This window comes from Pseudomonas sp. G34, assembly GCF_031119625.1.
Lineage (GTDB): Bacteria > Pseudomonadota > Gammaproteobacteria > Pseudomonadales > Pseudomonadaceae > Aquipseudomonas.
Genome location: NZ_JAVHZV010000027.1, coordinates 90218 through 104382 on the forward strand (window position 1 = coordinate 90218; position 14165 = coordinate 104382).

Annotated in this window: 16 protein-coding genes; 3 read left to right on the top strand and 13 right to left on the bottom strand. The window is 64.0% G+C overall.

The features are described 5' to 3' along the window. Positions 1-14 precede the first annotated feature (14 nt). Positions 15-1355, bottom strand: a complete 1341-nt coding sequence (locus QYS36_RS17170) for a PLP-dependent aminotransferase family protein (RefSeq protein WP_308840641.1) — start codon at positions 1353-1355, stop codon at positions 15-17. An 82-nt stretch (positions 1356-1437) separates the two neighbouring features. Here QYS36_RS17170 and QYS36_RS17175 point away from each other — a divergent pair, with 82 nt between their 5' ends. Next, the gene (locus QYS36_RS17175; protein WP_308840642.1) at positions 1438-2388 is read left to right on the top strand and encodes a threonine dehydratase; all 951 of its coding nucleotides are present in this window, start codon (positions 1438-1440) and stop codon (positions 2386-2388) included. A 21-nt stretch (positions 2389-2409) separates the two neighbouring features. Here the strand turns inward: QYS36_RS17175 and QYS36_RS17180 are convergent, their stop codons facing one another. The 10 genes from QYS36_RS17180 to rplM form a co-directional block, all read right to left on the bottom strand. Next, entirely contained in the window at positions 2410-3318 is a 909-nt protein-coding gene (locus QYS36_RS17180) for a hypothetical protein (protein WP_308840643.1), read from the bottom strand. Between the two features lie 162 nt (positions 3319-3480). Further along, entirely contained in the window at positions 3481-3678 is a 198-nt protein-coding gene (locus tag QYS36_RS17185) for a CsbD family protein (protein ID WP_308840644.1), read from the bottom strand. Positions 3679-3731: 53 nt separating this feature from the next. Next, complete coding sequence (locus QYS36_RS17190; RefSeq protein WP_075960093.1) at positions 3732-4097, bottom strand: BON domain-containing protein; 366 nt, start codon at positions 4095-4097, stop codon at positions 3732-3734. 288 nt (positions 4098-4385) lie between these two features. Further along, positions 4386-4799: a ClpXP protease specificity-enhancing factor gene (locus QYS36_RS17195; protein ID WP_308840645.1), complete on the bottom strand. Its 414-nt coding sequence runs from the start codon at positions 4797-4799 to the stop codon at positions 4386-4388. Positions 4800-4850: 51 nt separating this feature from the next. Further along, entirely contained in the window at positions 4851-5468 is a 618-nt protein-coding gene (locus QYS36_RS17200; protein ID WP_308840646.1) for a glutathione S-transferase N-terminal domain-containing protein, read from the bottom strand. Positions 5469-5656: 188 nt separating this feature from the next. After that, the gene (locus tag QYS36_RS17205) at positions 5657-6439 is read right to left on the bottom strand and encodes a cytochrome c1 (RefSeq protein WP_308840647.1); all 783 of its coding nucleotides are present in this window, start codon (positions 6437-6439) and stop codon (positions 5657-5659) included. After that, complete coding sequence (locus tag QYS36_RS17210; protein ID WP_013789892.1) at positions 6439-7665, bottom strand: cytochrome bc complex cytochrome b subunit; 1227 nt, start codon at positions 7663-7665, stop codon at positions 6439-6441. The genes QYS36_RS17205 and QYS36_RS17210 overlap by 1 nt, the downstream gene beginning before the upstream one ends. Then, the gene (petA, locus tag QYS36_RS17215; protein WP_308840648.1) at positions 7662-8258 is read right to left on the bottom strand and encodes a ubiquinol-cytochrome c reductase iron-sulfur subunit; all 597 of its coding nucleotides are present in this window, start codon (positions 8256-8258) and stop codon (positions 7662-7664) included. The genes QYS36_RS17210 and petA overlap by 4 nt, the downstream gene beginning before the upstream one ends. A gap of 498 nt (positions 8259-8756) precedes the next feature. Next, the gene (gene rpsI, locus QYS36_RS17220) at positions 8757-9149 is read right to left on the bottom strand and encodes a 30S ribosomal protein S9 (RefSeq protein WP_111463853.1); all 393 of its coding nucleotides are present in this window, start codon (positions 9147-9149) and stop codon (positions 8757-8759) included. Positions 9150-9163: 14 nt separating this feature from the next. Continuing rightward, complete coding sequence (rplM, locus tag QYS36_RS17225) at positions 9164-9592, bottom strand: 50S ribosomal protein L13 (protein ID WP_013789889.1); 429 nt, start codon at positions 9590-9592, stop codon at positions 9164-9166. Between the two features lie 246 nt (positions 9593-9838). On the opposite strand from rplM, the gene QYS36_RS17230 reads away from it, so the two are divergent. Then, complete coding sequence (locus QYS36_RS17230; protein ID WP_308840649.1) at positions 9839-10876, top strand: NADP(H)-dependent aldo-keto reductase; 1038 nt, start codon at positions 9839-9841, stop codon at positions 10874-10876. A 182-nt stretch (positions 10877-11058) separates the two neighbouring features. On the opposite strand, the gene nfi is transcribed toward QYS36_RS17230, so the two are convergent. Further along, on the bottom strand, positions 11059-11766 hold the full coding sequence (gene nfi / locus QYS36_RS17235) for a deoxyribonuclease V (protein ID WP_308840650.1): 708 nt from the start codon (positions 11764-11766) through the stop codon (positions 11059-11061). 213 nt (positions 11767-11979) lie between these two features. Between nfi and QYS36_RS17240 the strand changes: the two genes are divergently transcribed. Beyond that, entirely contained in the window at positions 11980-12894 is a 915-nt protein-coding gene (locus QYS36_RS17240) for a GlxA family transcriptional regulator (RefSeq protein ID WP_308840756.1), read from the top strand. Between the two features lie 71 nt (positions 12895-12965). Here the strand turns inward: QYS36_RS17240 and zapE are convergent, their stop codons facing one another. Beyond that, positions 12966-14060 (bottom strand): cell division protein ZapE, encoded by a 1095-nt coding sequence (gene zapE / locus QYS36_RS17245; protein ID WP_308840651.1) that lies wholly within the window; start codon positions 14058-14060, stop codon positions 12966-12968. Between the last annotated feature and the right edge of the window lie 105 nt (positions 14061-14165).

The window sequence follows — 14165 nt, forward strand, 5'->3', positions numbered from 1 at the left end:
TGCAAGGGGCGCGCTCATAACGGCCAGGCCTCGGCGATGCGCCCCAGCGCCTGCTTGAGTTCGGCGCGGCTGCGTGCGGCAGCCAGGCTGATACGAATGGCACTGGCCTGGGCCGGGCCGACGGCGAACACCTCGGCCGGCACCACCTCTACGCCCGCCGCCCGGCAGGCCATCACCAGCGCGGCGCTGTCCGGCGGTTGCAACCACAGGTGTGGCGCCACTTCGCGGCCCGGCGGCATGCGCGGGCCCAGCACGCGGCTGGCCAGGCGCCAGCGCTGCTGCAGCTCATCACGCTGCCAGGCCAGCTTGCGCGCGGCGGTGCCGTCCTCGATCCACTCGCAGGCCAGTGCCAGGCACAGTGGCGACACCGCCCAACTGGTGGCATGCCCTTGCGGGTCGATGCGCTCGAGCAGCGCCTGGGGCCCCTGCATGAACCCCAGGCGCAGGCCCGGCGCCACGGTTTTCGACAGGCTGCTGACCAACAGGCTGCGCGCGGGCACCGCAGCAGACAGCGGCGCCTGCTCGCCCAGGGCGCCGTATACGTCGTCCTCGATCAGCCACAGCCCATGGCGCTCGATCAGTTCGGCGATACGTTGGCGGCGCTCGCCATCCATGCTGCTGCCGGTGGGGTTCTGCAGGCAGGGGGTGAGCACCAGCACCCGGGCGCCGGTGGCGCGTACCTGGCGGTCGAGATCCTGGGGAACGATGCCGCGCTCATCCATGGCCACGCCATGCAGCTGCAGCCTTAGCTGGCGCGCGGCGGCCTTGATGCCGGGCGCGGTGAAGGCTTCGGCAAGTACCGGATCACCCGCCTCGCAGAGCGCCAGCAGCGCCGCCGCTACGCCCTGCTGCGCGCCGGCGCAGAGTGCTACCTGGGACGGCGGCGTATGCACGCCACGCTGCTGCAGCCACTGGCTGACGGCCGCCCGGCCACGTTGCTCGAGCTCGGCCGGCGCATAGGCCTGCAGGGCATCGAGGCGACCATCTGCAATCAGGCGCTGCAGGGTGCGCGACAGGTCATCGCTGCCGCCATCGTGCACCGGCACGTTGGTCGACAGGTCGATGCCATCGGCCGGCAACCTTGGCTGCTTGAGGTGGAACAGGCTGGCCTCGTGGCTATCGGCCAACACGTAGGTGCCGCGCCCGACCTCGCCGGACACCAGGTGCCGGCGCGCCGCTTCGCGATACGCCTGCATCACCGTGCTCGGGTTGATGCCCAGGGTCCAGGCCAGGCGCCGCTGCGGCGGCAGCCGTTCACCAGGCTTGAGCTCGCCCTTGCCAATGGCCAGGGCAATCGCTTCGACCAACGCCAGGTAGGTGGGCAGCGTACTGCCCTGAAGGTCAGGTAACCACATTGCTTGCCATGCAATATAAAGATTTACCCATACAATGCCCGAGCCGTAGCATCGGGTCAAAGCCCCTCTGGAGCACCACCCGATGTTCGACCTCGCCGCCCTGCGCCAAGCCGTTACCCTGATTCGCCCGAGCGTTCCGGCAACGCCGCAGTTCGCCTGGCCGTTGCTGGCCGAACGCCTCGGCTGCGAGGTGTGGGTCAAACACGAGAACCACACGCCGACCGGCGCCTTCAAGGTGCGTGGCGGCCTGGTCTACGTGGATGCTCTGCTGCGCCGCGACCCGACCGTCAGTGGGCTGATCTCGGCCACCCGCGGCAACCATGGGCAGAGCATGGCGCTGGCGGCGCGCCAGGCCGGGCTGCCCATGGTCATCGTGGTGCCCCGGGGCAATGCCCGCGAGAAGAATGCCGCCATGGCCGCCCTGGGCGCCGAGCTGATCGAGCATGGCCGCGACTTCGACGAAGCCCGCGCCAGGGCCGCCGAGCTGGCCACCGAGCGCGGCCTGCATTTCGTGCCGTCGCTGCACCCGGAGCTGATCCGCGGCGTGGCCACCTACGCCCTGGAGCTGTTCGAGGCCGCGCCACCGCTCAAGCGCGTCTACGTGCCGATCGGCCTGGGCTCGGGTATCTGCGGGGTGATTCGCACCCGCGACCTGCTGGGCCTGGATACCGAGGTGATCGGTGTGGTGAGCGCCGCTGCCGATGGTTACGCACAGAGCTTCGCTGCCGGGCGGATCATCTGCACCGACAGCGCCGACACCCTCGCCGATGGCATGGCCTGCCGCATCCCGCAGCCCGAAGCGCTGGAGATCATCCGCGCAGGCGCCACGCGGATCGTGCGGGTCGACGACGAAGAAATCCGCCAAGCCATGCGCATCTACCACGAGGACACCCACAACCTGGCCGAAGGCGCTGGCGCGGCAGCCCTGGCGGCGTTGATTCAGGAGCGCGAGATCAATCGCGGCGAACGCGCCGCCGTGGTGCTCAGCGGTGCCAACGTCGACCGCGCGGCGCTGGCGGCGATCCTCGCCTGAGCCGCTGTCGGCCCAGATCGCCTAGACGCTGATCGACAGCGACGCGCCGACTGCGACCGAAATGGAAACGCCGCCACTGCTCATTCCAGTGGCGGCCTTTTCGACCTCGGCCAACTGCTTGTCGATGCCCTCGATCAGCTTCCTGCTCTCTTCATCCGGCTTGCCGCTGATCTGCGAGCGGACCATGGCCAGCAGCTGCTTGAGTTGGCCGGCGACCTTTTTCAATTCCTCGGCATCGGCGCGGCGCTGGCGCTCATTGCCCTGGTTACCGGCCTGGCTGGTGGTCGCTTGCGCCTGCTCACCGGCCTCATCCTCGCTGACAACGGGGTCGTCACCCTCCTCGGCCTCCTCGCCGGCCGCAAGCTCGGTGGTCTCGGCATTCACCTCAGGCGTTTCGGCTTCTGCCTCAGGCTCGACCGCAACCTCTTCAGTCGGCGCGGCCTCGCTCACGGCCTCGGCCATGACGGTCTCCTGCGCTGTTGCACCTTCGCGCGCGCCAGCCTTTGCGTCCGTCCCCAGTGAGGAAGCGGCACCATCGGAGGGCTCCTTGAGCACCGCGGCGACCTGCCCCAGCTCCTGGGCCAGTTGCTTGAGCTGGCGCAGCGCCCCTTTCGCCGCCGCCGGCCCAAGGGCCATGACCAGTTGCTTGAGCATCTCGATGCGTTTCTTGATGTCTTCCAGGCGCTGGCGTGCGGCGTCCTTGCGCGTCTCGGCCTGCCTGGCCTGCATGTCGCGCAACTTGCCAAAGGCATCACGCATGCTTTTCGCACGCTTCTGGGCGTATTCGCTGAGGGTGACGGTCACCGAGGGCTGCTGTTCGGGCTCGGCGGCCGCCTTCGCCGTCGAAGCACTGGCGTCGTCTGCCCGGCGCGCGGCGGGCACCTTCACCGATGCCGCGGTGCTGGTGCCGGAGGGGGTGATGGTCGACATGCTACGTCCTGTGCCTGGCGAGGTTGTTTCAGGGTATCGGCGCGGGCGCCGTGAACTTGAAATGCCGTCGCGGTACCAGAAGTCGCCCCTCTGAACGCACAAAGCCCCGGCATGGGCCGGGGCTTCGGGTAATACGTCTGGCGCTTTCACGCCAGCGGCGAGTCAGTACTTGCTGCGAAAATCGCGCAGTTCATCCTCGGCTTTTTCCTTGGTCCAGCCATAACGCTCCTGCAGTTTACCCGCCAGGTATTCGCTATGGCCTTCGGCGACATCCACGTCGTCGTTGGTCAGCTTGCCCCAGCGCGCCTTGATGTCGCCACTGAGTTGCTTCCACTTACCTTTGATGATGTCGGAATTCATGATGCGCTCTCCAAGGAAGGTAGCAGGCTACAAGAACCTGCCCTGAACCATGATCAGTCGGCAGCTTTCAGGCCGTCAGCGGAAACCGCCTGAACGCCTTTGATTTCCTTGGCCTTGGCAACAGCCAGGTCACGTTCGGCTTCGGTTTTCACGACGCCGGACAGGGCAACCACACCCTTGTTGGTCTCGACCTTGATGTCCAGAGCGCTGAGGCCGTCGTCAGCCAGGAAGGCGGATTTGACCTTGCTGGTGATCCAGGTGTCGGAAACGGCTTCTTCAGCCTTGTCCATGGTGTTGGCAGCCAGCATGGTCGGCTGGGTGCTGTTGTAGGTGTCGGCGAAAGCGGTACCCGCCACGGACAAGCTCAGGGCGGTCGCAGTGATAGCGGCAAAAGCGAACTTATTGATTGGCTGTTTCATGGGCAACACTCCTGGTTCATTCAAGTTCGCCACATCCAACTTCAGGGCTGTGGCTTCCCCTTGAATATCGCAAGCGCTGTGCCAGCTTTTTTCAAACTAAAAAACCATTCAAAATCAATAAGTTATATAAATTCAAAAAGTCATCGCGCCGTGCAAACTGCAAGTTCAAGCGTAACGGCTCAGGCAGATTGCACGAAGTGACTTAATGCCATCATCGAAACGGTGTTGCCTGCCGCCCGCAACGAAAAATGCCGGTCACGAGACCGGCATTTCGGGTGCGGCCAACGCCTACTTGACGACTTTCAGGCTGGGGCGCCCGCTTGGCCGTGGCGGCTCGTCGTCGGGCGGAGTCTGCTGCTCTTCGACTTCCTCGACCTCGTTGTGCACCGGCGGCGCCTCCTGATCGAAGACCATGCCCTGGCCGTTTTCCCGGGCGTAGATCGCCAGCACGGCGGGCGACGGCACGAACAGGCTATGGGCGACACCGCCGAAGCGCCCTTCGAAGCTGACTGCATCGTTATCGAGGGACAATTCACGCACGGCAGTGGGCGACACGTTGAGCACGATCTGCCCATCGCTGACGAACTTGCTCGGCACCTGAACGCCTGGATAGTCGGCGTTGACCAGCAGATGCGGGGTGCAATCGTTGTCGACGATCCACTGGTACAGCGCGCGGATCAGATAAGGACGACTGGAGTTCATCAAACCTCCTGAAACATGGCGCGCCGGTTGCGGTGCGCCAAAAGAAGTGAGTCAGCGCATGGCTCGTTCGGCGGACGACAGGCTCCGGCGAAAACTCTCGCGCGCGAACTGCCGGTCCATGTAATCGAGCAGCGGTTTGGCCGGCCTTGGCAATTCGATCCCCAATACTGGCAGGCGCCAGAGGATCGGTAACAGGCAACAGTCTACCAAGCTCAGTTCGTCGCTGAGAAAAAATGGTTTTTCAACAAACAACGGCGAAACCCCGGTGAGGCTCTCGCGCAATTCCTTGCGCGCCTGCACGCGAGCCGCCTCCTTGCTGCGCGTATCGAGAATCAGGTCGACCAGCGAGCACCAGTCACGCTGGATGCGGTGCATCAACAGCCGCGTGTTGCCGCGCGCCACCGGGTACACCGGCATCAGCGGCGGGTGGGGATAGCGCTCCTCCAGGTACTCCATGATCACCGTCGGCTCGTACAGCGACAGGTCACGGTCGACCAGGGTCGGCAGGGTCGCGTAGGGGTTGGCTTCCAGCAATTTGTCGGGAAAGCGGCCCTGCTCCACGTCGATGATTTCCACAACGACGCTCTTCTCGGCAAGCACGATGCGGACGCGGTGTGAGTAGTGGTCGGCAGCGTCGGAAAAACAGGCCAACCGGTTGGTCGCAGCCAAGGCGATCCTCCAGAGTCGTGAAACGTGAACGCGCCGGGAACGCTGTCGCGGACGACGGCTCCGGCAGCCCCTGAGATGATTTTTCAGGGCATAAAAAAGCCCGCGCAGTGCGCGGGCTGAGCATGATACCGGAACCGGCCCTCGCTAGCCGTTGAAAACGTAGGCGAGGCTGCCGGCGCAGGTAGTTTTTAATGGATGTCTTTCCAGTATTCGCGCTTGAGCAGGTAGGCGAAGACGAAGAAGAACGCCAGGTAGATCAGCACGTAGGTACCGATGCGCCGCATGTGCAGCTTGTTGGGGTCCGCCGAGTAGGCCAGGAAGGTCACCAGGTTGCGCACCTTGTCATCGAAGGCCTCTGGGCCGAGCTGGCCGCTGTTCGGCTCGAGCACCAGCTGGTCGCAGGCCTCATGGGTCAGGGGCGTGCCGGTCAGTGGGTCGTACTGCTTCTTGCCACCGTCGACCACCTGCACCTGCTTGCAGCCGATGTACTGGCGCCCTTGCAGCTTGCCCAGCACGTTGGGCATGCCGACGTTGGGGAACACCAGGTTGTTGGCGCCCAGGGGCCGCGCCGGGTCGTCGTAGAAGGTGCGCAGGTAGGTGTACAGCCAGTCGTTGCCGCGCACCCGGGCGACCAGGGTCAGGTCGGGCGGCGCGGCACCGAACCAGCGCTTGGCATCCTCGGGCCGCATGCCGATGGTCATGTGCTCGCCGATCTTGGCGCCGGTGAACACCAGGTTGTCGATCATCTGCTGTTCGGACACGCCGATATCGGCGGCCACTCGCTCGTAGCGTTGGAACTTGGCGCTGTGGCAGCCCATGCAGTAGTTGGCGAAGGTACGCGCGCCATCCTGTAGCGCGGCCTTGTCGGTCAGGTCGATATCGGCCTTGTCCAGGGCCACGCCGTGGCCACCGGCGGCCACGGCGAATGCAGGCAGCAAGGCGACCACACATGCAGCGAATAGCTTTCTCATCAGCCTGTCACCCTTTCAGGAACGGGTTTGGTCTTTTCCATCCTGGTGTAGAAGGGCATCAGGATGAAGTACGCGAAATACAGCGCCGTGCACAGTTGCGACAGCAGCGTACGGCCCGGTGTGGGCGGCAGGACGCCGAGCACGCCGAGGATCACGAAGGACACGCAGAACACCAGCAACCACAGCTTGCTCAGCCAGCCCTTGTAGCGCATCGAGCGCACCGGGCTGCGGTCCAGCCAGGGCAGCACGAACAGCACGGCGATGGCGGCGCCCATGGCGATCACCCCCATCAGCTTGTCGGGGATGGCGCGCAAGATCGCGTAGAACGGTGTGAAGTACCACACCGGGGCGATGTGCTCGGGGGTCTTGAACGGGTTGGCCTGCTCGAAGTTGGGCTTCTCGAGGAAGTAGCCGCCCATCTCCGGGAAGAAGAACACCACGAAGCAGAACACGAACAGGAACACCACCACGCCGACGATATCCTTCACCGTGTAGTAGGGGTGGAAGGGAATGCCGTCGAGGGGGATGCCGTTCTCGTCCTTGTACTTCTTGATGTCGATGCCGTCCGGGTTGTTCGAGCCCACCTCGTGCAACGCCAGGATATGCAGCACCACCAGGCCGAGAATGACGATCGGCAGGGCCACCACGTGCAGGGCGAAGAAGCGGTTGAGGGTGATGCCGGAAATCAGGTAATCGCCGCGGATCCATTCGGTCAGCGCATCGCCGATGTAGGGGATGGCGCCGAACAGCGAGATGATCACCTGGGCGCCCCAGTAGGACATCTGCCCCCACGGCAGCAGATAGCCCATGAAGGCCTCGGCCATCAGCATCAGGTAGATCAGCATGCCGAAGATCCACACCAGCTCGCGGGGCTTCTGGTACGAGCCGTAGAGCAGGCCGCGGAACATGTGCAGGTAGACGACTATGAAGAACGCCGAGGCACCGGTGGAGTGCATGTAGCGCAGGATCGCGCCGTGCGGTGTATCGCCGGTGCGCACGTCGCGCATCAGCCCTTCGACCGAGGCGAAGGCACCCTCGGCAGTCGGGTTGTAGCTCATGGTCAGCCACACGCCGGTGAGCAGCTGGTTGACCAGCACCAGCAGGGCCAGGGAGCCGAAGAAGTACAGGAAGTTGAAGTTTTTCGGCGCGTAGTACTTGGCGAGGTGGTCGTTCCACATCTTGGTGGCGGGGAAGCGCGCGTCCACCCAGTCCATGAATTTGCTCATCCTGCTTGCTCCTGGTCCACGCCGATGATGATCACGTCAGCCGACTCGTAGGTGTGCGGCGGTACCGGCAGGTTCAACGGCGCCGGCTGCGACTTGTAGACGCGCCCGGCGAGGTCGTAGCGCGAGCCGTGGCAGGGGCAGAAGTAGCCGCCGACCCAGTTCTCGCCGAGATCGGCCGGCGCCACTTCCGGGCGAAACGAAGGCGCGCAGCCCAGGTGCGTGCACAACCCGACCAGCAGCAGGATCTCCGGCTTGATCGAACGCGTCTTCGGGTCCACGTAACCCGGCTGTACCGAATGCTGGGAGTCGGCATCGGCCAGCTGCCCTTCGATCTTGGTGAGGTTTGCCAGGATCGCCTCGGTGCGCCGCATGATGAACACCGGCTGGCCCCGCCACTCGGCGACCATCTGCTGGCCCGGCTCGATCTTGCCGACGTTCACCTTGACCGGCGCGCCGGCAGCCTTGGCCTTGGCGCTCGGGTACCACGACCCCACAAACGGAATTGCAGCCCCCACCGCCCCGGCAGCGCCAACCACCGAAGTGGCTGCCACCAGAAAGCGACGCCGGCCCGCATTCACGCCGTCATTGCTCATTCAGTCGTCTCCCATCGGCTTTCCGGCCTGTCATGCAGGCCTCTAATAAGTAAGTGTTGGTTGCGCGCAGCAGCGGCCGGAGGGTCATCGACGCCGGCGTTCGACCACCCTTGCAGAACACGGCCCGAGGCGCACCCATTCGACGCTCATCGAGCACTTTAATCCACGACCTCAGCCGGACGGCCCGTACAGGCCAGCCTGCGGCCACGAGCATGAAGACGCTGAAAAGTCGTGCTGGTCGGGCGCTACTGCAATCCGGCGCGAGATTCGCACAGGCCCATGGGGCGACTCATGACGCGCATCAACGAAGCGGTGAGTAGGCCGAAAACGCCAGGGCTCAAGCAGAGCTGACGGGCCTGGAGGAGAAAAGAAAAAATGGCCGGGGGCCATTTTCAATGTCGCTTGCGGCGGCCCACAGGGTTACCCAGGGAATAGCCGGCCATAAAAAAACGCCCAGTTCCGTGAGGAAACTGGGCGTTTTTCGAGTACCGCAGCGAATTAACGCTTGGAGTACTGAGGACGCTTACGCGCTTTACGCAGACCGACTTTCTTACGCTCGACTTCACGAGCATCGCGGGTCACGTAGCCTGCTTTACGCAGGGCCGGACGCAGGGTCTCGTCGTAGTCCATCAGAGCGCGGGTGATACCGTGACGGATCGCCCCAGCCTGACCGCTCACACCGCCACCGATAACGGTAACGTAGATGTCGAATTTCTCGACCATCTCGGTCAGCTCCAGCGGCTGGCGAACTACCATGCGGGCAGTTTCACGACCGAAGAAGGTGTCCAGGGTGCGGTTGTTGATGGAGATCTTGCCAGTGCCCGGACGCAGGAAAACGCGTGCGGTTGCAGTCTTGCGACGGCCAGTGCCGTAATTTTGAGTCGCCGACATAATGAACTATTCCGTTAAATCTTCAGTTCTTGAGGCTGCTGAGCAGTGTGAGGGTGAGCAGCGCCCGCATACACTTTCAGCTTACGGTACATGTCGCGGCCCAGCGGGTTTTTCGGCAGCATGCCTTTAACCGCGGTCTCGATCACGCGCTCAGGGGCCTTGGCGATCAGCTTCTCGAAGTTGATCGACTTGATGCCGCCCGGGAAACCGGAGTGGGAGTAGTACATTTTGTCGCTGGTTTTAGCGCCAGTTACACGTACCTGCTCGGCATTGATGACGACGATGTAGTCGCCGGTGTCAACGTGAGGGGTGTACTCAGGCTTGTGCTTGCCACGCAGACGGCTCGCGATTTCTGTAGCCAGACGACCCAGGGTCTGACCAGCAGCGTCAACGACGAACCAGTCGCGTTTTACTGTTTCCGGTTTAGCGGTAAAAGTTTTCATTCTTTATAGCCTCAGGGGCCGCCCAGCAAAAATAGACGGCGGATCTTACTGAATAGTGCGTACTTTGACAAGTCAAAGGCAGCCGGATGCGGGCGCTATCGGGGGCTCGGGTCAGCGCGTCCGCGTACGGCAAGATTCTTCGGCAGGCGGCGCATCACTTCCACCGCAGAGAGAGGACGCGGATTATCCTGATTGCGAAAAAAATTTCAACCTGCTTGTATGCCCCTTTTGTCAGAGGAGGCTCCAATGGAATACCGCAAGCTCGGCCGAACCGATCTCAATGTCAGCGCCCTGTGCCTGGGTACCATGACCTGGGGCGAGCAGAACGATGCCGCCGAAGCCTTCGCGCAGATCGAGCGTGCCAAGGCCCATGGCATCAATTTCATCGACACCGCCGAGATGTACCCGGTGCCGCCGCGCGCCGAGACCTACAGCAAGACCGAGCAGATCATCGGCGACTACTTCAAGCAGCGCGGCGACCGTGCCGACTGGATCCTCGCCAGCAAGATCGCCGGCCCCGGCAACGGCATCACCCACATCCGCGATGGCCAGCTCAAGCACAACCGCCAGCACATCGTCGCGGCCCTGGACGCCAGCCTCAAGCGCCTGCAGACCGACTGGATCGACCTCTACCAACTGCACTGGCCGGAGCGCCCGACCAACTTCTTCGGCCAGCTCGGCTACCAGCATCAGGACAGCGACTGCACGCCGATCGAGGAAATCCTCGAGGCGCTGGAAGAGCAGGTCAAGGCCGGCAAGATCCGCCACATCGGCCTGTCCAACGAAACGCCGTGGGGCACCATGAAATTCCTGCAGCTGGCCGAAGCCCGCGGCATGTCCCGTGTGGTGTCGGTGCAGAACCCCTACAACCTGCTCAACCGCAGCTACGAAGTGGGCATGGCCGAAGTCTCGATTCGCGAGCAATGCGGTTTGCTGGCCTACTCGCCGCTGGCCTTTGGCATGCTCTCGGGCAAATACGAGAACGGCGCCCGCCCGGCCAATGCGCGCCTGAGCCTGTTCAGCCGCTTCGCCCGCTACAACGCCCCGGAAACCGTTGCCGCCTGCTCGCGCTACGTGGCCCTGGCCCGCGAACACGGCCTGGATCCGGCACAGATGGCCCTGGCATTCGTGACCAGCCGTCCGTTCGTGACCAGCAACATCATCGGCGCCACCTCGCTGCAGCAACTGGACGCCAACCTGGCGAGCAGCGAGCTGAAACTCAGTGATGCGGTGCTCGAAGGCATCGAGGCGATCCACAAGTCGCAGCCCAACCCGGCGCCGTGATCGTCCAGAGGTCGTGGGGTGGGTTATCACCCACCCCACGACGTGTTGAGCCATCAAGGCCGGGGGACCTGCTTTTGTGGAAGCGGGCCATGCCCGCGATTCGCGCGCATGGCGCGCTCCCACAGACCGTAGGATGGGTGACAACCCATCCCCCCGCACATTCGCGCAATGCTCAAGCCTGCCTACAGCAACTTCGGCCCCTTGCTATCGCGCCGCGACGCCAGCCGATCCGCCAGGCGTGTCGGTTCCGGCAGCCGATAGCCGCGATCCCAGCTCAGCACCAACTCAGCAGCCTTGTGCATGCTCACCCGGTTGCCCGGCGAGACGATCAGCGGTCGCACCTTGCGCTTGCTGCGCAGTACCCAGCCGATCTGCCGGTTCTGGCGGTCGAGCAGTTCTACCTTGTCGCCTCGTTCATCGCCCAGCTCGCAGTGATGCCCGGTGAGGATCTTCTTCGCCACGCCGATGGTCGGCCGGCCGGTCACCACGCCCAGGTGCGCGGCGATCCCCAGGCCGCGCGGATGGGCAATGCCATGGCCGTCGACGACGATCAGGTCCGGCTCCTGGGGCAGCCCCGCCAGGGCCGACAACAGCGCCGGCAGCTCGCGAAACGACAGCAGCCCCGGCACGTAGGGCATGCTGGTGGGAACGCGCGCTACGCATTCGGCGATCGGCTGCAGGGTTTCGGCATCCAGCAGGATGGCCGCGGCGCGGGTGATCTCGCCGCCCTCCTCGAAGCCGACATCCACGCCGGCCAGCAGGCGCAGCGGCGGGAAGTCATCCTCCAGGCGTACCTGTTCGGCCAGTTCTTTTTGCAGGATTCTGGCGGCGGCGGGTGTACCGTCCCATTCGGCGAACGGCGAAGCGGCCAACTCGGCAAAACTCAGCATGACAACCTTTCTCCCAGCACAGCGTTGTGAGACCGGGCTGGACTCAGCCCGGATAAAAGAAGACGATTCAGCCGGAACCTGACGGCTTTACCACCAATCACTCGAACAAGAACAACAGCCATGCCCAGCCCGTCCCCGCTCACCCGCGTGAGCATCCTTGCCACGCCCGGCGTATTCGCTTCGACCCTCATGCAGGCCAGAGATTTCTTTCATATGGCTGGCTTGCGCCACGGCAAGCAGCAAGGCCTGGGCCTGGTGCCGACCTTCGAGGTGCGCCTGGTCAGCCCGGACGGGCTGCCGGTCAACAGCTTCAGCGGCGTGCAGTTGCCGGTCGACGGCCCGCTCGACAGCGAAGCCCAGCTGATCATCCTGCCGGCCTTCTGGGACGACTACGACGCCCTGAGCAGCCGCTACCCGCAGGTGTTCGACTGGCTGCGCGCACGCCATGCCACCGGCGCCAGCCTGTGCGGCGAAGCCAACGGGGTTTACTGGATGGCCGCAGCCGGCCTGCTCGATGGCAAGGAGGCGACCACCTGCTGGCGCTTCTTCAGCGAGTTCGCCACGCGCTTCCCTGCCGTGGCGCTGAACCAGGACAAGCACCTGACCGACGCCGACAACCTCTACTGCGTGGCCGGCCCGACCTCGGCCTGCGACCTGTACATCTACCTGATCGAGCGCTTCTGCGGCACCAGCGTGGCGCAGAGCGTGGCCCGCGACATCCTCTACGAGGTGCGCCGCAGCTACACCCCGGGGCGCATCGGCTTCGGCGGCCAGAAGCAGCACCAGGACACCAAGATCCTGCAGATCCAGCAGTGGCTCGAGGAGCATTTCGCCGAGCGCTTCCGCTTCGAGGACGTGGCCCGTGACCACGGCATGAGCATCCGCAACTTCATGCGCCGCTTCCACGCGGCCACCGGCGACAAGCCGCTGTATTACCTGCAGCGCCTGCGCATCGAAACCGCCAAGGGGCTGCTGTCGTCATCACCGAAAAGCATCAAGGCGGTCAGCTACGAGATCGGCTACGACGACGCCAGCTTCTTCGCCCGCCTGTTCCGCCAGCACACCGGGCTGTCGCCCAACCACTACCGCCAGCAGTTCCAGCAGCAGGTGCAGCCAGCGGGCAGTTGAAACGAAAAAGCCGCACGCCGTGCCTCCGGTCAGGAAGCGAGCGTGCGGCCTTGGCCACTGCAATCAGCCGATCAGGGCTTGTGCGGGCGCGACAGGAACTCGTGGGACTGCATTTCCAGCAGGCGGCTGAGGGTACGCTGGAACTCGAAGCTCAGGCGCCCGCCGGTGTACAGATCCTTGAGCTCCACTTCGGCGGAGATGATCAGCTTGACGTTGCGGTCGTAGAACTCGTCGACCAGATTGATGAAGCGCCGCGCCATGTCTTCCTTGGCCACGCTCATCTGCTCGACGTTGGAGAGGATCACCGAGTGGAAGATCTTGCCCAGTTCGATGTAGTCGTTCTGGCTGCGCGGGCCATCGCACAGCTCGCGGAAATCGAACCAGCCCACGTCACCGCCGACCCGGCGCGCGACGATGGCGCGGTTCTCGATCATCAGTGACTCGTTTTCCTGCACGGTGGTTTGCTCGTGCAGCAGGCTCTTGAAGCTCTTTTCCAGGCTCTGCTCGGCCGCGTCACCAAGGGGGAAGTGGAACAGCTCGGCCTGCTCCAGGGCACGCAGGCGATAGTCGATGCCGCTGTCGACGTTGACGATCTCGGTGTGCACCTTGAGCAGCTCGATCGCCGGCAGGAAGCGCGCGCGCTGCAGGCCGTCCTTGTAGAGACCGTCGGGCACGATGTTGGAGGTGGCCACCAGGGTCACGCCGTTCTTGAACAGCTCTTCGAGCAGGGTCGCCAGGATCATCGCGTCGGTGATGTCGGAAACGAAGAACTCGTCGAAGCAGATCACCCGGAACTGCTCGGAGAAGCGCTTGCCGATCACCGTCAGCGGGTTCTTGACGTCCTTGAGGGTGCGCATTTCTTCGTGCACGCGCTTCATGAAGCGGTGGAAGTGGGTGCGCTCCTTCTCCTTGAACGGCAGGGCATCGAAGAAGGTGTCGACCAGGTAGGTCTTGCCACGGCCGACGCCGCCCCAGAAATACAGGCCCTTGACCGGGGTGACGGTCTTCTTGCCGAACAGTTTGCCGAACACCCCGGGCTTGTTGCGCTCGTCGGCGATCAGCTCGTCGTACAGGCGCTGCAGGTGGCGCACGGCCTTTTCCTGGGCGGCATCGTGAAAGAAGTCCGGACGTTTGAGGTCGGCCTGGTAGCGTTCGAGCGGCGTCATAGTGCGAAAACCGGGCAAGTAAAGCGGGGGCGACACTTTAACGACGCCCCCGGGGATTGGCAAATTGGCCCTACGGGCAGCGGGGCTAAGAACCTGTTCACGATC

What these genes read in the sequence shown, in the direction of transcription:
- QYS36_RS17170 (WP_308840641.1), bottom strand. Translation starts at nt 1,355, where the DNA reads ATGTGGTTACCTGACCTTCAGGGCAGTACGCTGCCCACCTACCTGGCG.
- QYS36_RS17230 (WP_308840649.1), top strand. Translation starts at nt 9,839, where the DNA reads ATGGAATACCGCAAGCTCGGCCGAACCGATCTCAATGTCAGCGCCCTG.
- QYS36_RS17190 (WP_075960093.1), bottom strand. Translation starts at nt 4,097, where the DNA reads ATGAAACAGCCAATCAATAAGTTCGCTTTTGCCGCTATCACTGCGACC.
- QYS36_RS17185 (WP_308840644.1), bottom strand. Translation starts at nt 3,678, where the DNA reads ATGAATTCCGACATCATCAAAGGTAAGTGGAAGCAACTCAGTGGCGAC.
- QYS36_RS17205 (WP_308840647.1), bottom strand. Translation starts at nt 6,439, where the DNA reads ATGAGAAAGCTATTCGCTGCATGTGTGGTCGCCTTGCTGCCTGCATTC.
- zapE (WP_308840651.1), bottom strand. Translation starts at nt 14,060, where the DNA reads ATGACGCCGCTCGAACGCTACCAGGCCGACCTCAAACGTCCGGACTTC.
- rplM (WP_013789889.1), bottom strand. Translation starts at nt 9,592, where the DNA reads ATGAAAACTTTTACCGCTAAACCGGAAACAGTAAAACGCGACTGGTTC.
- QYS36_RS17195 (WP_308840645.1), bottom strand. Translation starts at nt 4,799, where the DNA reads ATGAACTCCAGTCGTCCTTATCTGATCCGCGCGCTGTACCAGTGGATC.
- QYS36_RS17210 (WP_013789892.1), bottom strand. Translation starts at nt 7,665, where the DNA reads ATGAGCAAATTCATGGACTGGGTGGACGCGCGCTTCCCCGCCACCAAG.
- petA (WP_308840648.1), bottom strand. Translation starts at nt 8,258, where the DNA reads ATGAGCAATGACGGCGTGAATGCGGGCCGGCGTCGCTTTCTGGTGGCA.
- QYS36_RS17240 (WP_308840756.1), top strand. Translation starts at nt 11,980, where the DNA reads ATGGCTGGCTTGCGCCACGGCAAGCAGCAAGGCCTGGGCCTGGTGCCG.
- QYS36_RS17180 (WP_308840643.1), bottom strand. Translation starts at nt 3,318, where the DNA reads ATGTCGACCATCACCCCCTCCGGCACCAGCACCGCGGCATCGGTGAAG.
- QYS36_RS17175 (WP_308840642.1), top strand. Translation starts at nt 1,438, where the DNA reads ATGTTCGACCTCGCCGCCCTGCGCCAAGCCGTTACCCTGATTCGCCCG.
- rpsI (WP_111463853.1), bottom strand. Translation starts at nt 9,149, where the DNA reads ATGTCGGCGACTCAAAATTACGGCACTGGCCGTCGCAAGACTGCAACC.
- nfi (WP_308840650.1), bottom strand. Translation starts at nt 11,766, where the DNA reads ATGCTGAGTTTTGCCGAGTTGGCCGCTTCGCCGTTCGCCGAATGGGAC.